Raw genomic sequence first — 19542 nt, 5'->3', positions numbered from 1 at the left:
AGTACTACCACTCACCATCATCGGCACGCTGTTGAGTTCTCAAAGAACACACCCACACCAGAACCCCAGCACCAACCAGGCACCAAAACCCCGGGGAGTCATCTCTTCGTCTTGCTGATGTGAAACACTCTAACTTACCCCGTTTTCGCGGTTTCGCCGGGGGTCCCTTTTGCTTTCGGGGCCTTCCGGTCCGCGGCGGCGGAGCAATGTTGAGTTCGTTTCACCGGGTCCGCCCACGCTAACACCATCGGCGAAAGCGTTGTTTGCGGTCCCCCCGTCGCGCCCGGTCCGTATGTCGGCCCGTTCCGCGCTGACTCCAAGAAAGTTACGCGCTGCCGGGGGCGAAGTCAAGCCAGCCCGCAGCGCCGCCGGAAGATCGCGAACCCGCAGGTCAGCCACCGTTTCCGGCGTCGAGATCAGGCTAGTACAGCACCTTGATCCCCGCAGTGTGACGCTTGCCACGCCGGACGATGAGCCAGCGGCCGTGCAGCAGGTCGTCCTTCGCCACGGACCAGCTCTCATCAGCGATTTTGGTGTTGTTGAGGTAGGCCCCGCCCTCGTTGACGGTGCGCCGGGCGGCGCCTCGGCCCTGGGCCAGGCCGGCTTCGACGAGCAGGTCGACGATGGTGGGCTCGTCGGCGAGGCGGACCTCGCCGGTGGGGATCTCGGCCATCGCGGCCTCCAGCGTGGGCTCGTCGAGTTCGGCGAGCTCGCCGCGGCCGAACAGGGCCTGGCTGGCGGCGATGACTTGGCGGGTCTGCTCGGCGCCGTGCACGAACGTCGTGAGCTCTTCGGCGAGCCTGCGCTGGCCGGCGCGCTGCTGGGGCCGCTCGGCGGTGAGCCGCTCCAGTTCCTCGATCTCCTCGCGGTCGAGGAAGGTGAACAGGCGCAGGTACTTGCCGACATCGGCGTCCGCGGAGTTCACGAAGTACTGGTACCAGGCGTACGGCGAGGTCAGCTCCGGATCGAGCCACACGTTGCCGCCGCCGGTGGACTTGCCGAACTTGCGGCCCTCGGCGTCGGTGACCAGCGGCAGCGTCAGCGCGTGCCCGGTGACGTTCTCCTGCCGGCGCAGCAGGTCCACGCCTGCGACGATGTTGCCCCACTGGTCGGAGCCGCCGAGCTGCAGCCGGGTGCCGTGCCTGCGGTAGAGCTGCACGAAGTCGTTGGCCTGCAACAGCATGTAGCTGAACTCCGTGTAGGACATGCCGTCGCCCTCCAGCCGCCGCTTGACGGTGTCCCTGGCCAGCATGGTGTTGATCGAGAAGTGCTTGCCGACGTCGCGCAGGAACTCGGTGACCGGCAGTTCGGCGGTCCAGTCGGTGTTGTTGGCCACGACCGCACCGGTCGGTGACTCGTCGAAGTCGACGAATTTGGCGAGCTGATCGCCGATCCTGGTGGTCCAGTCCCGCACGGTGGACACGTCGTGCAGATTCCGCTCGCCAACGTCGCGCGGATCGCCGATGAGACCGGTGGCGCCGCCGGAGAGGATCACCGGGCGGTGCCCGGCGAGCTGGAAGCGGCGCAGCGTGAGGATCGGGATCAGGTGCCCGGCGTGCAGGCTGGACGCGGTCGGGTCGAAGCCCGCGTAGAGGGTGAGCGGGCCCTCGCTCAGGTCCGCGCGCAGCGCGGTGAGGTCGGTGGACTGCGCGATCAGGCCGCGCCAGGACAGCTCGTCAAGGATGTGCTCGCTCACGAGCACCAGTTTCGCGCACCTGCGCCAGCGGTTTTACGTCCGGTCCCGGATTCTGCGGCGCCCGCCGAGCCGGTAGGTGCTGACCGACGGCGAGCCGTCGATCCAGGACCGCCACGGCAGATCGACCGCGGTGGCGACGCCGACGCGGGGTCCGGTGCGGACGTCGTCCTCGTCGACCGTGTCACCGTTGTAGAGCCTGATCGGAGAATCCGGGGAGGTCAGGTCGATGCCGTTGTGCTCGCGGGTGATCCCGAGGACACCTGCGAGTCTGGCGGGCCCGCTGGCGACCGCGCTCTGCTTGCGCACGGCGGGACGGCGCTGCTTGGCGAGTTCGCCGCCCGCCACGACCTCCCCGGCGCGCAGCAGCACCGCGCCGGGGACGCCGTCGGTCAGGCACACCACGTTGATGCAGAAGTGCATTCCGTAGACGAAGTAGACGTACAGGTGCCCGGCCGGACCGAACATCACGGCGTTGCGCTCGGTTCGACCGCGGTAGCAGTGCGAGGCCGGGTCGTCGCCCCCGCGGTACGCCTCGACCTCGACCAGCCGCACCCGCACTTCGCCTTCGGGGCCGGTCGAGTGCAGCTCGCAGCCGAGCAGCCGCCGAGCCACCCGAAGCGGGTCGTGCGCGAGTTCGTCGCTAGTCACCTGATGCACGGCCCGGACACTACCGGCCGTGTTCGCGGCGTTCTCCGGCCGACGACCACGCCCGGTGCGCGCGGACCGCTTCGACGACGCGCGTGAGCTGCTCGGAGACCCGCGCAGGGGCGGTTCCGCCGTGCGCGTCGCGGGAGGCGACCGAGCCGGGCACGGTGAGCACCTCGCGGACGGCGGGGGTGAGCGCGGCGTGCGCTCCGGACAGCTCGTCGTCGGTCAGTTCGTCCAGGTCGACGCCGCGGGCTTCGGCCAGCCGCACGCACTCCCCCGAGGCTTCGTGCGCCACGCGGAACGGGACGCCCTGCCGCACCAGCCACTCGGCGATGTCGGTGGCCAGCGTGAAACCGGCCGGCGCGAGTTCGGCCATCCGGTCGGTGTGGAAGGTGAGGGTGCCGAGCATCCCGGCCATCGCGGGCAGCAGCAGGTCCAGGTGCTCGACGGAGTCGAAGACCGGTTCCTTGTCCTCCTGCAGGTCGCGGTTGTAGGCAAGCGGCTGGGCCTTGAGCGTGGTCAGCAGGCTCGTCAGGTTGCCGAGCAGCCTGCCGGACTTGCCGCGGGCGAGTTCGGCGACGTCCGGGTTCTTCTTCTGCGGCATGATCGAGCTGCCGGTGGCCCAGGCGTCGTCGAGGGTGACGTAGCCGAATTCGGCGGTGTTCCAGATGATCACTTCTTCGGCCACGCGGGACAGGTTCACCCCAAGCATGGCCAGGCAGAACGCCGATTCGGCCGCGAAGTCGCGGGAGGCGGTGCCGTCGATGGAGTTGTCCACGGCGCCGTCGAAGCCGAGCTCCTCGGCCACCGCCTGCGGGTCCAGGCCGAGCGAGGAACCGGCCAGCGCGCCCGATCCGTACGGGGAGAACGCGGTGCGCTCGTCCCAGTCCCGCATCCGTTGCACATCGCGCAGCAGCGCTTGGCAATGTGCGAGCAGGTGGTGCGCGAGCAGCACGGGCTGGGCGTGCTGCAGGTGGGTCCGGCCCGGCAGCACCGCATCCGGGTGCGCTTGCGCCTGGCTGACCAGGGCGTCGACCACGTCCAGGACGCCGGAGGCGACGCGGCGGGTGGCGTCCCGCAGCCACATCCGGAACAGGGTGGCGACCTGGTCGTTGCGGGAGCGGCCGGCGCGCAGCTTGCCGCCGAGGTCGTTGCCGACCCGTTCGAGCAGGCCGCGTTCGAGCGCGGTGTGCACGTCCTCGTCCGCGACGACCGGCTGGAACGCGCCGGATTCGACGTCGGCGGCGAGTTCGTCGAGGCCGCGCAGCATCCCGTCGAGCTCGTCGCCGGTGAGCAGGCCCGCGCGGTGCAGCACCCGGGCGTGCGCGCGGGAACCGGCGATGTCGTAGGGCGCCAGGCGCCAGTCGAAGTGCGTGGACAGGCTCAGCGCCGCCATCGCCTCGGCCGGGCCGGAGGCGAAGCGGCCGCCCCAGAGCTTGGTGGGCTCGCTGCCTTGCTGGGTCACGGTTTTCCTCGGGTGGGGAGTCGGGTTTGCGGGAAGTCCGGGGCGGAGCACCGTCCGCTCGGGAAGGCGTGGCGACACGACTGCGGCGCGGCGGCGGAGGAGTTCCCCGCCACCGCGCCCGATGCCTGCGCGCTCAGCCCTGGTCGCGCTTCGCGGCGATCTTGCTGGGCAGGCCCCACAACTGCACGAAGCCCTTGGCCAGGCCCTGGTCGAAGGTGTCGCCCTCGTCGTAGGTGGCCAGGTTGAAGTCGTACAGCGACTGCTCGCTGCGCCTGCCGTTGACCACCGCGCGGCCGCCGTGCAGCGACATCCGGATGTCGCCGCTGACGTGCTGCTGCGAGTCGGCGATGAAGGCGTCCAGCGAGTCCTTCAGCGGCGAGAACCACAGGCCGTCGTAGACCAGCTCGCCCCAGCGCTGCGCCACGGTCCGCTTGAACCGGGCCAGGTCGCGCTCCAGCGTGACGTCCTCGAGCTCCTGGTGGGCGGTGATCAGCGCCAGCGCGCCCGGCGCCTCGTAGATCTCGCGGCTCTTGATGCCCACCAGCCGGTCCTCGACCATGTCGAGGCGCCCGATGCCCTGCGCGCCCGCGCGCTGGTTGAGCTGCTGGATCGCCTGCAGGACGCTGACCTTCTGGCCGTCGATGGCGACCGGCACGCCGCGGTCGAAGGTGATCACGACCTCGTCGGCCTCGCGCGGGGTGGCCGGGTTCTCGGTGTAGGAGTAGACGTCCTCGACCGGCGCGTTCCAGATGTCCTCCAGGAACCCGGTCTCCACGGCCCGGCCCCAGACGTTCTGGTCGATCGAGTACGGCGACTTCTTGCTCACGTCGATCGGCAGGTCGCGGTCCTCGGCCCAGGCGATGGCCTTCTCGCGGGTCCAGGCGAAGTCCCGGACCGGGGCGATGACCTTCAGGTCCGGGGCCAGCGCGCCGATGCCGACCTCGAAGCGCACCTGGTCGTTGCCCTTGCCGGTGCAGCCGTGCGAGACGGTGGTGGCGCCGTGCGCCTTGGCCGCGTCGGTGAGGTGCTTGACGATCAGCGGCCGGGACACCGCCGAAACCAGCGGGTACCGGTCCATGTACAGCGCATTGGCCTGCAGCGCGGGCAGGCAGTACTGGTCGGCGAACTCGTCGCGGGCGTCCGCGACGACCGCTTCGACCGCGCCGCACTCCAGCGCCCGCTTGCGCACCGTCTCCAGGTCTTCGCCGCCCTGGCCGACGTCGACCGCGACGGCGACGACCTCGGTACCGGTCTCCTCGGCGATCCAGCCGATGGCCACGGAGGTGTCCAGGCCACCGGAGTAGGCCAGCACTACCCGCTCACTCATGATCGTTGCTCCTGTTCGGGTCTGGTTGTGGTTGCCGCGGGGGCTCGCCCGCGTCGTGTTCGCCCGCCTCGTCGGCACCGCGTTCGCCGGAGGCCATGTTGCTGAACCGCTCGGCCAGGTCCAGGCCGGTCAGCGGCTCGCGGGCCACCACCATCACGGTGTCGTCACCGGCGATGGAGCCGACGACCTCCAGCAGCGCCGCCCGGTCGATGGCGCTGGCCAGGAACTGGGCGGCGCCGGGCGGGGTGCGCAGCACGGTGAGGTTGCCGGAGCCGTCGGCGGAGACCAGCAGCTCGGCGAGCAACCTGCTCAGCCGCGAGGTGCCGCCCTGCACCCCGCGCACCGGGCTGCCGTCCTCCGGGATGACGTAGACGGCGGCGCCGCCGTCCGGTCCGCGCAGCTTCACCGCGCCGAGCTCGTCGAGGTCCCGGGACAGCGTGGCCTGGGTGACCTCGATGCCGTCCCCGGCCAGCAGCCGGGCCAGTTCGGTCTGGCTGCGTATCCCCATCGACGATACGAGTTCGACGATGCGGGCCTGCCGGGCCGCCCTGGTGCTCATGGCCGCCGCACCAGCCAGCTCAGCAGGGCCTTCTGCGCGTGCAGCCGGTTCTCCGCCTCGTCGAAGACCGCGCTTGCCGGGCCGTCGAGGACTTCGTCGGTGATCTCCCAGCCGCGGTGCGCGGGCAGGCAGTGCAGCACGGTGGTCTCGACGCCGGTTGCGCCGAGCAGGTCGGTGTTGACCTGGAACGGGCGGAACGGGCTCACCCGGTCCTTGCCGTCGTTCTCCTGGCCCATGGAGGTCCACGAGTCGGTGACGAGCACGTCGGCTCCGTCCACCGATGTACGCGGGTCGGTGTGCAGCGCCACCGATCCGCCGGTTTCGGCGGCCCGCTTGTTGGCCGCGTCGAGCACCCACTGCGCGGGGGCGAAGCCCTCGGGGGCGCCGATGCGGACGTGCATTCCCGCGGTGGCTCCGCCGATGAGCAGCGAGTGGGCCATGTTGTTCGCGCCGTCCCCGAGGTAGGTCAGGGTGCGCCCGGCCAGCGTGCCGTGGCGTTCGCGGACGGTCTGCAGGTCGGCGAGGACCTGGCAGGGGTGGAACTCGTCGGTGAGCGCGTTGACGACCGGCACGGTCGAGGCCGCGGACATCGACTGCATCCGCGCCTGCGCGAAGGTGCGCCACACGACGATGTCGGCGTAGCGGGACAGCACGCGGGAGGTGTCTTCGATGGTCTCCTCGCGCCCGAGCTGCATCATCCGGCCGTCGACCACGATCGGCTGGCCGCCGAGCTGATGGATGCCGACTTCGAAGGACAGCCGGGTGCGGGTGGAGTTCTTCTCGAAGATCACCGCCACGGACTTGTTGCGCAGCACGTCGTCGCTGTGCGGGTCGGTCTTGTAGTGGGCGGCGAGGTCGAGCACTTCGGCCTGTTCGTCGGGGCCGAGGTCGTCATCGCGCAGAAAGTGCCGGGGTGCCACGGCGTCACCTCCGCGGATCGTGGTGGGACTCGGGCTCGCAAGTCATTCGGCGAGCCGGAGAAGTTCGGGGAGCCGGTCGAGCAGTTGCCGCACCTGGTCGTGCTGCACGACCAGCGGCGGGCTGAGCCGCAGCACGTCCGGCTGCACGGCGTTGATCAGGAAGCCGGCTTCCTGGGCGGCCGCGGACACCTTGGCCGCGACGGGTTCGGTCAGGCGCACGCCGAGCAGCAGCCCGTGCCCGCGGACTTCGGCGATCAGCGGGTGGTCGATGGCGCGCACTCCCGCGGCGAGTTCTTCGCCGACGGACTTCACATGTTCGAGCAGCCCGTCCTCGCGGATGGTGCGCAGCACGGCCAGCGCCGCCGCGCAGGCGACCGGGTTGCCGCCGAAGGTGGTGCCGTGCTGGCCGGGTTGCAGCAGCTCACCGGTTTCACCGAGGCCGATGCAGGCGCCGAGCGAAAGTCCGCCGCCGAGCCCCTTGGCCAGCGTGATCACGTCCGGTTCGACGCCGTCGCGCTGGAAGGCGAACCATTCGCCGGTGCGGCCGATGCCGGTCTGCACCTCGTCCAGGACGAGCAGCGCGCCGTGCCGTGCGGTGATCTCGCGCGCGGCGCGCAGATAGCCCTCGGGCGGGACGACCACGCCGTTCTCGCCCTGCACGGGTTCGAGGAACAGCGCGGCGGTCGTGTCGTCCACCGCGGACTCGAGCGCGGCCACGTCGCCGTAGGGCACGTGCTCGACTCCGCCGGGCAGCGGCTCGAACGGCAGCTGCTTCGCGGGCTGGCCGGTCAGGGCGAGCGCGCCCATGGTGCGGCCGTGGAAGCCGCCTTCGGTGGCGACGACCTTGCTGCGGCCGGTGAGCCTGCTGATCTTGAACGCGGCTTCGTTGGCCTCGGCGCCGGAATTGCAGAACAGCACCCGGCCGCTCGCCCCGGCCAGCTCCAGCAGTTGCTCGGCCAGCTGCAAGCCGTTCTCGTGCGCGTAGAAGTTCGAGACGTGCCCGAGGCTGCCGATCTGCTCGGTCACCGCTTCGACCACCGCGGGGTGGGCGTGGCCGAGCGCGTTGACCGCGATGCCGCTGACGAAGTCCAGGTAGTCGCGGCCGTCGGCGTCGGTGACGGTGCAGCCCGAGCCGCGCACCAGGGTCAGCTTCGGGGTGCCGTAGTTGTCCATCATGGACGTCTGCCACCGCTGGGCGGCGGTGACGTTGCTGGTCATGAGTTTTCGACCTCGCTTTTCGTGCTGGGCAGCACCATCGTTCCAACGCCGGCGCTGGTGAAGACCTCCAGCAGCACCGAGTGCGCGAGCCTGCCGTCGATGACGTGCGCGCGGGGTACGCCGCCGCGCACCGCGCGCAGGCACGCCTCCATCTTCGGCACCATGCCGGAGTCCAGGCCCGGCAGCAGCCGCTCCAGCTCGTCCGCGTCCAATCTGGACACCAGCGACGAGCGGTCCGGCCAGTCGGTGTAGAGACCTTCGACGTCGGTGAGCACGACGAGCTTTTCCGCGCCCAGCTCCTTCGCCAGCGCACCGGCCGCGGTGTCGGCATTGACGTTGTGCACCACGCCGTCCGCGTCCGGGGCCACTGTGGACACCACCGGGATGCGTCCGGCGTCGATCAGGTCGTGCACCGCGTCGGAGTTGACCGAGACCACGTCGCCGACCAGGCCCACGTCGACCGCTTCGCCGTCGACCAGGGCGGTGCGGCGCGCGGCGGTGAACAGCTGGGCGTCCTCACCGGACATCCCCACCGCGTGCGGGCCGTGCTGGTTGATCAGGCCGACGAGTTCGCGCCCGACCTGGCCGACCAGCACCATCCGCACGACGTCCATGGTTTCCGGCGTGGTGACCCGCAGGCCGCCGCGGAACTCCCCCGCCATGCCGAGCCGGTCGAGCATCGAGGTGATCTGCGGGCCGCCGCCGTGCACGATCACCGGCCGCAGCCCGGCCAGCCGCAGGAACACCATGTCCTGCGCGAAGGCGGCCTTGAGCTCGTCGTCGACCATGGCGTTGCCGCCGTACTTGACCACGACGGTCGCGCCGTGGAAGCGCTCCAGCCACGGCAGGGCTTCGACCAGCACGCCTGCCTTCTCCCCAGCGCGGGCGAGGCGGTCGGTGCTTTGCGGGTACGTGGTCATGACGAGTACGCGCTGTTCTCTTCGACGTAGCCGTGCGAGAGGTCGGTGGACAGGATCGTCGCCTCGTGCTCGCCGAGGTGCAGGTCCACCGCGATCTCGATGTCGCGGCCGGTGAGGTCGGCTTCGCTGCGGTCCCGGTCGGGCAGGCCGCCCGCGAACAGCCGCACGCCGTTGACGGAGATCTCGGCCTTGCCGACGTCGATGCCGACGCCCGCGCGGCCCAGCGCCATCGCGATCCGGCCCCAGTTCGGGTCGGAGCCGAACAGCGCGGTTCCGACCAGGTTGTCCTCGGCGATGATCCGTCCGATGCGGACGGCGTCGTCCTCGGTCCGCGCGCCGCGCACGGTGATGTCGACGGCCTTGGTGGCGCCCTCGGCGTCGTGCTGCAGGCCGCGGACCAGGTCGGTGCAGACGTTCTTGAGCTGCTCGGCGAAGTCCTCAGTGGACGGTTCGATGCCGGAGGCGCCGGAGGCGAGCACGAGCACCGTGTCGTTGGTGGAGGTGCCGCCGTCGACGTCGAGCCGGTCGAAGGTGACGCGGGTGGCCGCGCGCAGCGCCTCGTCGAGGGATGCCTTGGAGATCACGGCGTCGGTGGTGAGCACGCTGAGCATGGTCGCGAGGTTCGGGGCGAGCATTCCGGCGCCCTTGGCGAAACCGCCGACGGACCAGCCCGCTCCGGCGGCGTGCGCCTGCTTGGGCACGCTGTCGGTGGTCAGGATCGCGGTCGCCGCGTCGGTCGCGGCTTGCTCGGTGCCCGCCAGCGACTTCGCCGCACCGTCCACTCCGGACAGAACGGCGTCCATCGGGAGGCGTTCGCCGATGAGGCCGGTGGAGCACACCGCTACGTCGATCGCGCCCATTTCCAGGGATTCCGCGACCTTCTCGGCCGTGGCGTGGGTGTCCTGGAAGCCTTCCGGGCCGGTGCAGGCGTTGGCGCCGCCGGAGTTGAGCACCACGGCGCGCAGGCTCTGCTCCTGCAGCACCTGCTGCGACCACAGCACCGGCGCGGCTTTGACCTGGTTCGTGGTGAACACGCCCGCGGCGGTGGACTGCGGGCCGTCGTTGACCACGAGCGCCAGGTCTCGGGCGCCGCCGGCTTTGATCCCGGCGGCGACGCCTGCCGCGCGGAAACCGGCGGGGGCGGTGACGCTCATGCGAACTCCTCGGGGTGCACGGTGTGGCCTTCGGCGGTCAGCGCCGCCCGGGCGGACTCGGCGGCGGCGGCCGGGACGAGGATCCAGTCGGTGTCGAAAGTGGACAGCGTGAAGACGCTGATCTCGGCCCGCGCCAACGGGTTCAGCAGCTCGGCGAGCACGCCGGTGAGCGAGAACTCCAGCGGCCCGCGTACTTCCAGTGCGCGGAACGGTCCTTCTACGGTCTCCAGGCCCGCGGCTGCTTCGTACGGGAGCACGAGGGTGCGACCCTTCGCGGTGACCAGCTCGGCCCGGATCGGACCGGTCTCCGGCAGCGGCTCGTCGGTGGCGACGACCGCGAGCGGTTCGTCGTGCAGGTGCAGCGTCCAGTTCACGGGGCGACTCCCGCGAACGGCAACCCGGTCGTCTCGGGCAGGCCCAGCGCCAGGTTCATGCACTGCACCGCGCCGCCCGCGGTGCCCTTGGTGAGGTTGTCCTCGGCACCGACCGCGACCAGCCGACCGGCGTCGGCGTCCACGGTGACCTGCACGTGAACGGTGTTGGCGCCGATCGTCGCCGAGGTCTGCGGCCAGTTCCCCGCGGGCAGCACCTGCACGAACGGCTCGTCGCCGTAGGCGTCGAGGTAGACCTTGCGGGCCGCGTCGGCGTCGACGTCACCGCGCAGCGGAGCGGTGCAGGTGGCGAGGATTCCGCGCGGCATCGGTGCGAGCACCGGCGTGAACGAGACCTTGACGGGCTCGCCGGCGACGGCGGAGAGGTTCTGGATCATTTCCGGGGTGTGCCGGTGCGCACCGCCGACGCCGTAGACGCTGGCCGAGCCCATGACTTCGGCCGAGAGCAGGTGCGGCTTGAGCGAACGCCCCGCGCCGGAAGTTCCGGTGACCGCGACGACCGTGGCGTCCGGCTCGACCAGCCCGGCCGCCAGCGCGGGCACCAGCGTCAGCGACGAGACCGTGGGGAAGCAGCCGGGGACCGCGACCCGCTTGGTGCTGCGCAGCTTCTCGCGCCCGCCGGGGAGTTCGGGGATGCCGTAGGGCCAGGTGCCGGGGTGCTCACCGCCGTACCAGCGCTGCCAGTCGGCGGGGTCGTTGAGCCGGTGGTCGGCGCCGCAGTCGATGACCACCGCGGCATCGCCGAGTTCGGCGGCGATCGCGGCGGAGTGCCCGTGCGGCAGCGCGAGGAACACGACGTCGTGCCCGGCGAGCTCGGCGGCGGAGGTCTCGGTGAGTTCGCGCTCGGCCAGCGGCACCAGGTTCGGGTGGTGCGCGCCCAGCTTGCTGCCCGCGTTGCCGCCCGCGCTCAACGTGCCGATCTCGACTTCCGGATGCGCCAGCAGCAGGCGGAGCAGTTCCCCGCCCGCGTAGCCGCTCGCACCCGCGACTGCCACCCGAACCGTCATGCGGATGATTATGCATTCTTATGCAACATCAATCAAGGATGGGTGGTGCGGGCTACAGCCAGACCAACCGGACGTCGCGGATCAGCGAGAACATCTCCAGCGTGGACTCGCCCGAGTCGGCGTTGCCCATCATCCCGCCCGGGCCGACGAAAACCGCGCCCGGACCGCGGCCGTCCGGGCTGCGTTGCGCGCTGACGTCCAGGCCCCAGACGCAGACCTCGGCGTCGACCACCTCGCCGCGTTCCCGCACGAGCTCGTAGAGCGCGAACGGCCGCGGGCGCACACCCTCGGAGAGTTCGCGGAGCAGTTGAGCCTCACCGTCGGACATCGCCGACTCCCTTCACCGGGGATCCTGTACCGATGAAGCTATTAGGAATCATTCCGGACGTCATTTACACGGTCGGGTGATCCACAACGGCGGCTCCGGCTGTGAGCATGATCGGTATGCCGACCAGTCCCGACCCGCGCATGTTGCGCATCCAGCTCGGTATCGAGCTGCGGCGCCTGCGCGAGGAAGCCGACCGCAGCACGTTCGAGGCCGCCGACGTGCTGGGCTGCAAGCAGCCGAAGATGAGCAAGATCGAAGGCGGCAGCCAGAGCGTGCAGCCGGACGACGTGCGCAAGCTGCTCGAGTTCTACGGCGCTCCCGCCAAACAGCGGAAATACCTGGCCGGCGTCGCCGAGCAGGCGGCGAAGCGGAACCGGCCGAAGAAGTACCACCGGGACGCGGTTCCCGACTGGTTTCAGCGGTTCCTGGCGTTGGAGAGCGCGGCGACCGACGTCCGGCTTTACGAGATGGAGACGATCACTGGTCTGTTGCAGACCGAGGACTACGCGCGGTCGACGATCCAGGCTTGGGAACCGGCAGCGGACCCGCGTCTGGTCGAGCAGCAGGTGCAGACGCGGATGCAACGGCAAGCAGTGCTGCGGAGCAAGAGTGCCTTGCGGTCGCTGGACGTTGTGCTCAGTGAAGCAGCGATCCGGCGGGTGCAAGGCGACAGCGAGATCATGCAAGCGCAGCTCGCGCACCTGCTCGAACTGTCCGAGCGGACGGACGTGGAGATCCGGATCTTGCCGTTCGACGCGCCGAACCGGATCACCGTCCTGTCGTCGTTCTTCCTGCTTCACCTTGCCACGCAGAAACTTTCGGCCGTCTATCTCGAAGACGTGCTGGGAGCGACCTATCTTTGGGAGCCGGACGAGTACACCCGCTACAGCATGACGCTAGACCGCTTGCAGGCAGCTGCGCTTCCAGCCAAGGAATCGAGAACGCTGATCGCTAAGGTGAAGGCTGCACACGTCTGAGCGACCAGAAGTAGGTGCCATGCTCACTGCGGACTTCTCCACTGCAATCTGGCGCAAGTCCAGCCGCAGCGGCTCCAACGGCGGGGCGTGCGTGGAAGTTGCGTTCGTCCGTGCCCATTCCGACTGGCGCAAGTCCAGCCGCAGCGGCTCCAACGGCGGCCAGTGCGTCGAGGTCGCGGTGGAGCCGTCGGTGGTCGGCATCCGCGACTCGAAGTCCCCCGATGGTCCGGTGCTCGCCTTCGACCGCGCCACCTTCACCACGTTCCTCGACTCGCTCAAATCCCGAGTTCTCCAGGAGTGAACGGACTGTTGGTCCCACTAGATTGGTCAAACGGTCCGTTCACTCGGGGAGAAATGGGCGAAACGGGGATCTTGCGGACGGTGCGCTGCTAAGGTCCGCCTCCGGCACGAGGAGGGGCGCCCATGGGGTACGAGGTCGTGACCGGGGAGTTGGAACAGGCGGCGGAGGCGGCGGAATCCGCTGCTGAGCAGGCTGAGCAAGCGCGGCTGGAAGTGGCGGCCGGGAAGATCGGGCGGGCGTTGCCGGGGTCGGCGTCGGCTCCGGCGGCGAAGGCGACCGGCGGGAGCTGGCGCGGCACGATCGACGCCTGGTGCCGGGACACCGACGACTACGCGAACTCGCTGCGGACCAGCGCCGAGAACTACCGCGCGGGTGAACGCAACGCCTCGGAAGGGCTGAAGCAGACCGGCGGTGGCGCCTGATGGTCACCATCGGAGACATCCGCCGCTGGAATCCGGACCAGCTCGACGAGTCGGTGGACGACCTCAAGCGCGAGCAGGACCGCCTGGTGCGGCTCGACGACGAACTCGCCCACTCCGGCAGACCCCGCGAATGGCACGGCCGAGCCGCCGACTCCGCCGCGGGCAAGCACCGCGAACTCGGCGAGCGGATGCGGGAACTCGTCGCCGAAGTCTCCACGGTCCGCTCGACGGTGATCGCGACGGCCGTAGAGGTGCGGGCCATCGGCCGCGACCTGGGCGAAGCCGAGATCATCGCGCACGCACACCACTTCCTGATCAACGACGACGGCAGCGTCGAAGACCTCGGCACACCGCCCGACACACCCGCCGACCAGGCGGAAAGCGTGGACGAGGACCGGCAGCGAAGAATCCGGCCCGACCTGGTCGAGCGGGTGAAGCGAATACTCGAGCGCGCCGACGACGCCGACGGCGAACTCGCGAAAGTCCTCCGCGACGCGGACAAGGACCTGATCGACACCCGTGGAGCGCACAACCTCGCCGATGCCGCCAAGCTCGGCGACGCCCGCGGCCTCGGCGAGACGATCGAACCGCCCGCCGGTGGAACTCCGGCGCAGCACGCGGACTGGTGGAAATCACTGCCCGCCGAGACGAGGTCCGCGCTGGCGACCGCTCCCCCGCCCTGGCTCGGCAACATGGACGGCATCCCGGCGGCCGTGCGCCACACCGCCAACGTCAACCGCATCGACGACGAGCGCGCCTCGCTGCAAGCCCAAGCGACGCAGCTGCAACGCGCGGTCGACAAGCCGCGCGGCGGCCCTGGCGCCGATCTCGTCCGCAGCAGGTACGAGCGTCAACTTGAGCAGGTGCAAGGGAAGTTGACCTCCTTAGACAACGTGGAAAAGGTGATGGGCCAGGGCAATCGGCAACTGCTCGTGCTCGACACGTCGGGTGAACGCACCAAAGCTGCGGTCGGGATCGGCGATGTGGATACCGCGAAACACGTAAGCGTGTTCACGCCTGGCATGGACAGCTCGGTCGAGCACGGAAGTCTTCGCGACTACGACCGGAGCATGACGCAGCTACAGCACGAGGCTGAACGCCAATCGCTGCGGTATGGCGACGGCGGCGAAGTGTCGACCGTGACGTGGCTCGGGTACGAAGCGCCTCAGCTTTCCGAAACCATGGAACCGAGCGATTCGGTGGCACGTTCCTCCGCGGCGGAACGTGGCTCCGAGGATCTCGCCGACTTCTACCGGGGTATCAACGAGTCCCGGCCCGACGATCCGCACCTGGTTGCGATGGGGCATTCCTACGGTTCGACCACTACTGGCTACGCTTTGCAAGAGGAAGGAACAGGGGTGGACGCAGCTGTGACCATGGGATCACCCGGCCTAGGAACGGGTCCCTTGGAACAGCTCAACGTTCCCGACGACCGGACTTACAACCTCGAGTCCGACTGGGACCCTGTCGCAGAGCTGGGTCGTTTCGGCGGTGATCCAGGGATGCAACCGGGGGTCGACAACCTGTCGACGTCAGAGTCGACCGCGCCGGACGGCCGTGAACTCAAGGCATCCACTGGACACAACACAGGTGGCCCGACCGGATACCTCAACCCCGGAACAACAAGCCAGTACAACGCCGGTGTAATCGCGGCCGGTCTTCCGGACCGCGCCGTCGACGCATGGTTCTGAGCGGACCGACGAGTACAGAGGACGGACCATGAAACGTTTCGCGCTTGTCGCAGCGCTCATGTTGAGCATCACCGGCTGCGGCAACGAACTGGTGTCCAAGAACGGGGGAAGCATGGAAGAGCAACGTGCCGAGCTACTGCGCCGCCCCAGCATCGAGGAGGCCAGTGCGCGATACCTGGAGATGAACTCCCGCATCCAGGAAGAACTCAACAAATCGTTCCCCGGGATGCGCTGGGAGAAGAAGCAAGACACCGTCCGCGCCGGATGCGCCGATTTCGATGCGTTCGCGGAAACCGCTGAAGGCTGGAGCCTCGAAATCTGGATGGCGAAGGGCAACTTGCCGGATCCGGACTGGCCGCGAGCGGAGAAGATCTTCGCCGATGTCGCCGCTGACTACGGGTTCGGGCCTCCGAAACCGATCGTCAATCGTCCCGCCGACCACGAGGTGACGGTCTTCGACCCGTACGGCGCCACGTACAGCTTCGGCACTGCCGCGAACACGCTCCTCAGCGGCAATACCGGCTGCCACCTCCCCCAAGCCGAAAAGGACAAGCAAGCGCCGCCGCCAGCGCGGTGAATCAACTCGGGTCGATCGGGCCCGTTCCCAGCGGAGCGTTCTCGGCTCGGGCCAGCAGCCCGGAGATCGTCACCGCCAAGGATTGGCGCAGCATGTCGGTGAAGTTCATCCGCAGGTCGGCCAGCGCCGGGTCGGCCGTGTAGGCGGCCAGCATCGCCTCGGACGGCCGGCAAAGCGGCCATGCCGATGCGGCCAGCAGCGCGATCATCGCGACGAGGCGGGTCGCGTCGTGCGCGCCGAGTTCCGGGAGGTATCGCCGGATCAGCCGAGCCTGCTCCTCGAGGGCGCGCTTGGTCTCGCGCTTGTGCCGAAGGGCGACATCGGTGGAGACGTTGTGCTCCAAGACCGCGGCGTGCGCGCTGTTTAGGTCGCACAGCACCGGCCGCCGGGCCAGCGACTCGGTCAGGACCGCGGCCAGCCGGTCCTCGCGTTGCCGCTGCGCACCTTCGGCGGGTTCGAGCGACCGCTCCAACTCGGCGATCCAGTCCTGCATTTCGGCGTCCAGCAGTTCGAGCAGGACGTCCTCGCGCGACTCGAAGTAGCGCAGCACGTTGGACTTGGCCAGCCCGACGCGCCGGCTCAACTCGTTGAGGCTGATCTTCGCGACCGGCATCTCGGTGAGCATCGCGGCGGCGGTGGCCAGGATCTGGCGCCGCCGTTCGTTCCGCTGCTGCTCGCTGCGGGCGCGCTGGAAGCACATGCGAGGAACCCTAACGAACCGCCGGTCCGTTGTTAACAGACTGGCGGTCTGTTAGGTTCGCCGCTGTAACAGCCCAGCGGTCTCTTAGGGGTTCGACATGTACCAGGTGCACGACCAGAGCGGGAAACTCGCCGTTGTGACCGGCGCGAACAGCGGGACCGGCAAGGAAACCGCCCGGCGGCTGGCAGGTGCGGGCGCGCACGTGGTGCTCGCGGTGCGCACGCCGGACAAGGGCGAGCAGGCGCGCGCCGACATCCTCGCCGAGCATCCGCGCGCCGAGGTGGAGGTCCGCCGCGTCGACCTGGCCGAGCTCGCCTCGGTGCAGGAGTTCGCCGATGGCCTGCTCAGCGACGGGCGGCCGCTGGACCTGCTGGTGAACAACGCCGGCGTGATGATGCCGCCGCACCGGATCGAAACGGCCGACGGCTTCGAGCTGCAGATGGGCAGCAACTACCTCGGCCCGTTCGCGCTGACCGTGCGGCTGCTGCCGCTGCTGCTGGACGCGACCGCGCCGCGGGTGGCCACGATGAGCAGTGCCGTGGCCAACAGCGGCCGGATCAACTTCGACGACCTGCAATTCGAACGCGGCTACGGTCCGATCGCGGCCTACGCGCAGTCCAAGCTCGCCGACCTGCTGCTGACCAAGGAGCTCGCGCGGATCTCGGCCGCGCGCGGCTGGCCGCTGCTGTCCACCGGTGCGCATCCCGGCTACACCCGGACGAACCTGCAGACCTCGGGGCCGAGCCTCGGTGGCGAGCCGAGCGCGCTGATGCGGACCGTAACGAAGCTGACGCCGTCGCAAGGCGTGGTGCAAGGCTCCGAACCGCTGCTGCACGCGGCGACCAGCCCGGACGTGGTGGCCGGCGGCTACTACGGCCCGCGGTGGTCGGTGGTCGGCCCGACCCGGGTCGCTCGCCCGCCGCGCAAGGCACTGGACAAGGCGGTCGCCGAACGGCTGTGGGCCGAATCCGAACGGCTCACCGGAGTCGCCCTGCCCGCCCGCACCTGATGACCCGGGGCACGACGATCACACCCACCTCGCGGGCGGAGGGGACACCTGTTCCGCGCCCGACTGCGGAAGGAGGCCGAGTGCCGAGCACGCTCAGCGCTTTCACTCCGCGGCTTCGAAGAGCGGTTTTCCCGTCTCCAGCAGGGATTTGAGGCTGGCGAGGATTTCCGGCCAGCCGTGGCCGACCATCTCGCGGACGGTGCTGCCGGGCTCGAAGCCGTCGTGCACCACGGTCAGCTTGACCATGTCGCCGAGCGGTTCGATCTCGAAGGTCACCTTGGAGCGCCGCTCCTCGCGCAGTTTCGCCGCGACCTCCTCGCCGACGCCCACGGCCTGCGCCCATTCCGGTGTGAAGGTGTGCCAGGTGTAGGAGAGCTTGCGGCCCGGTTCGGCTTCGAGGACGACCTGCTGCGGGTCGGTGGTCCGCTGCCCGTTCTCCGTCCAGGTCATCGCCGAGCCGGGAGTCCAGTCGGTGTCGAAGGTCAAGCCCCAGTAGCGGATGGTGAAGGCCGGATCGGTCAGCGCCTGCCAGAGCTGCTCCGGCGTGGTGCGGATGTAAGTGGTGTAGACGAAAGCGTCGCTGCTGCTCATCGGCGGCTGCTCCAATGCGGTCTTCAAGTCGGCGAGGGCGTGCGCGCGCTCGCGGTCGTACTGGTTGATCCAGCGCTCGGCGATGGCGTTGATCGGCTCGGCGTTGAGGTAGTGCAGCTTCTCCCTGCCGCGCCGCAACGTGGTGACGAGGTTGGCCGCCTCCAGCACCGCCAGGTGCTTGCTCACCGCCTGCCGGGTCATCTCCAGGCCCGCGCACAGTTCGCGCAGGCGTTGCCCGTTGCGGGCGTTCAAACCGTCGAGCAACCTGCGCCGGTTCGGGTCGGCGAGCGCCCGGAAGACCTCGTCCATGTGCACCACGGCCAAACATGCAACCAAATGGCTGCGTCAGTCAGACAAGCAGCCATCCGGTTGCGTGTCAACACCGCCGAGGAGGCGGGTGGCGATGTGTCGACCGGCCGCCGCCGGCGTGGGTAAGTTCTCAGCCCGGCCCAGCGGGCGGCAGCACCGAGCAGGCAGGAGAGCGGAATGAGCAGCGACGAACCGCAGATCGTGCGAGCCGCGGTGGTGCAGGCCGCGCCCGTCGCGTTCGACCGGGACGCCACCCTGGACAAGGCGGCCGAACTCGTCCGGCAAGCCGCCGCCGGAGGCGCCGAGCTCGTGGTGCTGCCCGAAGCGTTCGTGTCCGCATACCCGCGCGGCATCACGTTCGGCGCAACCGTCGGAAGCCGCTCCCCCGAAGGCCGCCGCTGGTACCGGCGCTACTGGGAGTCCAGTGTGGACGTTCCGGGGCCGGCGACCGAGCGGCTCGGCGGAATCGCCCGCAAGCACGGGGTCCACCTGGTGATCGGAGTGATCGAGCGCGGCCGGGGCACGCTGTACTGCACCGCGCTGATGTTCTCCGCGGACGGCGAGCTGCTGGGCAAGCACCGCAAACTCATGCCGACCGGCGCGGAACGGCTGGTCTGGGGATTCGGCGACGGTTCGACGATGCCCGTGGTCGACACCTCGCTGGGACGGCTCGGCGCGGTGATCTGCTGGGAGAACTACATGCCGCTGATGCGGATGCACATGTACTCGCAAGGCGTCCAGCTCTACTGCGCGCCCACGGCGGATCCGCGCGAAAGCTGGGTCGCGAGCATGCGGCACGTGGCCGCCGAAGGACGCTGCTTCGTGCTCTCGGCCAACCAGTTCACCCGCCGCAGCGACTATCCGGACGACTACCCGCTCGACGTGCCCGCGGACGAGGTGCTCTCACCCGGGAACTCGCTGATCGCCTCGCCGCTGGGAGAGCTCATCGCGGGGCCGTCGACCGGCGCGGAAACCGTGCTGCACGCCGAACTCGACCTCGGCGCGATCCCGGAAGGCAAGTACGACTTCGACGTGGCCGGGCACTACGCCCGGCCCGACGTCTTCCGCCTCACCGTCGACACCCGGCCGCAGGATCCGGTGGAGCACACCGATCCGGACTGAGTCACGGTGACTTCTTGGTTCTTGTCTTGTCAGCGGCGAAGCCGCTGAGCAGCGAGCATGCAAGCAACCGGCACCGCCGCGGGTTCTCAGCGGCTTCCTCGCGAGGACAGCGATTTCGCCGCGTATGGGCATACGTCAGAAATCGATCCCACAGCGAGGAAGCCGCTGAGGTTCCGCTACCCGCACCGCTACGCAAATCCTTCCGAAGG

General features: G+C 69.5%; 21 protein-coding genes. 7 read left to right on the top strand and 14 right to left on the bottom strand.

What is annotated here, in order from left to right; genetic code table 11:
- Positions 1 to 421: 421 nt before the first annotated feature.
- The 12 genes from tyrS to INP57_RS21655 form a co-directional block, all read right to left on the bottom strand.
- A complete protein-coding gene (gene tyrS, locus INP57_RS21710) occupies positions 422 to 1696 on the bottom strand; it encodes a tyrosine--tRNA ligase (protein ID WP_200072120.1) in 1275 nt (424 codons plus the stop codon).
- Positions 1697 to 1729: 33 nt separating this feature from the next.
- The gene (locus tag INP57_RS21705; protein ID WP_200072119.1) at positions 1730 to 2353 is read right to left on the bottom strand and encodes a DNA-3-methyladenine glycosylase; all 624 of its coding nucleotides are present in this window, start codon (positions 2351 to 2353) and stop codon (positions 1730 to 1732) included.
- A 10-nt stretch (positions 2354 to 2363) separates the two neighbouring features.
- Positions 2364 to 3809 carry an argininosuccinate lyase gene (argH, locus tag INP57_RS21700; RefSeq protein ID WP_200072118.1) on the bottom strand — a complete coding sequence of 482 codons (1446 nt, stop codon included), beginning with the start codon at positions 3807 to 3809 and terminating at the stop codon, positions 2364 to 2366.
- A gap of 133 nt (positions 3810 to 3942) precedes the next feature.
- The gene (locus INP57_RS21695) at positions 3943 to 5136 is read right to left on the bottom strand and encodes an argininosuccinate synthase (protein ID WP_200072117.1); all 1194 of its coding nucleotides are present in this window, start codon (positions 5134 to 5136) and stop codon (positions 3943 to 3945) included.
- Complete coding sequence (locus tag INP57_RS21690; protein WP_233627982.1) at positions 5129 to 5695, bottom strand: arginine repressor; 567 nt, start codon at positions 5693 to 5695, stop codon at positions 5129 to 5131. The genes INP57_RS21695 and INP57_RS21690 overlap by 8 nt, the downstream gene beginning before the upstream one ends.
- A complete protein-coding gene (gene argF / locus INP57_RS21685; protein WP_200072116.1) occupies positions 5692 to 6615 on the bottom strand; it encodes an ornithine carbamoyltransferase in 924 nt (307 codons plus the stop codon). The genes INP57_RS21690 and argF overlap by 4 nt, the downstream gene beginning before the upstream one ends.
- Before the next feature lie 42 nt (positions 6616 to 6657).
- A complete protein-coding gene (locus tag INP57_RS21680; RefSeq protein WP_200072115.1) occupies positions 6658 to 7833 on the bottom strand; it encodes an acetylornithine transaminase in 1176 nt (391 codons plus the stop codon).
- On the bottom strand, positions 7830 to 8753 hold the full coding sequence (gene argB, locus INP57_RS21675; RefSeq protein WP_200072114.1) for an acetylglutamate kinase: 924 nt from the start codon (positions 8751 to 8753) through the stop codon (positions 7830 to 7832). The genes INP57_RS21680 and argB overlap by 4 nt, the downstream gene beginning before the upstream one ends.
- Positions 8750 to 9907 (bottom strand): bifunctional glutamate N-acetyltransferase/amino-acid acetyltransferase ArgJ, encoded by a 1158-nt coding sequence (gene argJ, locus INP57_RS21670; RefSeq protein WP_200072113.1) that lies wholly within the window; start codon positions 9905 to 9907, stop codon positions 8750 to 8752. Before argJ ends, argB begins: the two co-directional genes overlap by 4 nt.
- Positions 9904 to 10281, bottom strand: a complete 378-nt coding sequence (locus INP57_RS21665) for an ACT domain-containing protein (RefSeq protein ID WP_200072112.1) — start codon at positions 10279 to 10281, stop codon at positions 9904 to 9906. The genes argJ and INP57_RS21665 overlap by 4 nt, the downstream gene beginning before the upstream one ends.
- Positions 10278 to 11306, bottom strand: a complete 1029-nt coding sequence (gene argC, locus INP57_RS21660; RefSeq protein WP_200072111.1) for an N-acetyl-gamma-glutamyl-phosphate reductase — start codon at positions 11304 to 11306, stop codon at positions 10278 to 10280. Before argC ends, INP57_RS21665 begins: the two co-directional genes overlap by 4 nt.
- A 52-nt stretch (positions 11307 to 11358) precedes the next feature.
- A complete protein-coding gene (locus INP57_RS21655) occupies positions 11359 to 11634 on the bottom strand; it encodes a hypothetical protein (RefSeq protein ID WP_200072110.1) in 276 nt (91 codons plus the stop codon).
- 116 nt (positions 11635 to 11750) lie between these two features.
- On the opposite strand from INP57_RS21655, the gene INP57_RS21650 reads away from it, so the two are divergent.
- The 5 genes from INP57_RS21650 to INP57_RS21630 all read left to right on the top strand — a co-directional run bounded on the left by INP57_RS21650 (position 11751) and on the right by INP57_RS21630 (position 15602).
- Positions 11751 to 12611, top strand: coding sequence for a helix-turn-helix domain-containing protein (locus INP57_RS21650; RefSeq protein ID WP_200072109.1), 861 nt, complete (start codon positions 11751 to 11753; stop codon positions 12609 to 12611).
- 19 nt (positions 12612 to 12630) lie between these two features.
- Complete coding sequence (locus tag INP57_RS21645) at positions 12631 to 12912, top strand: DUF397 domain-containing protein (RefSeq protein ID WP_200072108.1); 282 nt, start codon at positions 12631 to 12633, stop codon at positions 12910 to 12912.
- A gap of 122 nt (positions 12913 to 13034) precedes the next feature.
- Positions 13035 to 13334, top strand: coding sequence for a type VII secretion target (locus INP57_RS21640; protein ID WP_200072107.1), 300 nt, complete (start codon positions 13035 to 13037; stop codon positions 13332 to 13334).
- 188 nt (positions 13335 to 13522) lie between these two features.
- Positions 13523 to 15025, top strand: a complete 1503-nt coding sequence (locus INP57_RS21635) for an alpha/beta hydrolase (protein WP_200072106.1) — start codon at positions 13523 to 13525, stop codon at positions 15023 to 15025.
- Positions 15026 to 15053: 28 nt separating this feature from the next.
- Positions 15054 to 15602, top strand: coding sequence for an LppA family lipoprotein (locus tag INP57_RS21630; RefSeq protein WP_233627981.1), 549 nt, complete (start codon positions 15054 to 15056; stop codon positions 15600 to 15602).
- Between the two features lies 1 nt (position 15603).
- Here the strand turns inward: INP57_RS21630 and INP57_RS21625 are convergent, their stop codons facing one another.
- Entirely contained in the window at positions 15604 to 16302 is a 699-nt protein-coding gene (locus tag INP57_RS21625; protein ID WP_200072105.1) for a TetR/AcrR family transcriptional regulator, read from the bottom strand.
- Positions 16303 to 16399: 97 nt separating this feature from the next.
- On the opposite strand from INP57_RS21625, the gene INP57_RS21620 reads away from it, so the two are divergent.
- Positions 16400 to 17311 carry an SDR family oxidoreductase gene (locus INP57_RS21620; RefSeq protein ID WP_200072104.1) on the top strand — a complete coding sequence of 304 codons (912 nt, stop codon included), beginning with the start codon at positions 16400 to 16402 and terminating at the stop codon, positions 17309 to 17311.
- A 102-nt stretch (positions 17312 to 17413) separates the two neighbouring features.
- On the opposite strand, the gene INP57_RS21615 is transcribed toward INP57_RS21620, so the two are convergent.
- On the bottom strand, positions 17414 to 18211 hold the full coding sequence (locus tag INP57_RS21615; protein WP_200072158.1) for an ArsR/SmtB family transcription factor: 798 nt from the start codon (positions 18209 to 18211) through the stop codon (positions 17414 to 17416).
- A gap of 177 nt (positions 18212 to 18388) precedes the next feature.
- On the opposite strand from INP57_RS21615, the gene INP57_RS21610 reads away from it, so the two are divergent.
- Positions 18389 to 19333, top strand: coding sequence for a carbon-nitrogen hydrolase family protein (locus INP57_RS21610; RefSeq protein WP_200072103.1), 945 nt, complete (start codon positions 18389 to 18391; stop codon positions 19331 to 19333).
- Positions 19334 to 19542: the final 209 nt, after the last annotated feature.

The organism is Saccharopolyspora galaxeae (assembly GCF_016526145.1).
GTDB lineage: Bacteria > Actinomycetota > Actinomycetes > Mycobacteriales > Pseudonocardiaceae > Saccharopolyspora_C > Saccharopolyspora_C galaxeae.
This window is presented reverse-complemented; position numbering and strand designations above follow the sequence as displayed.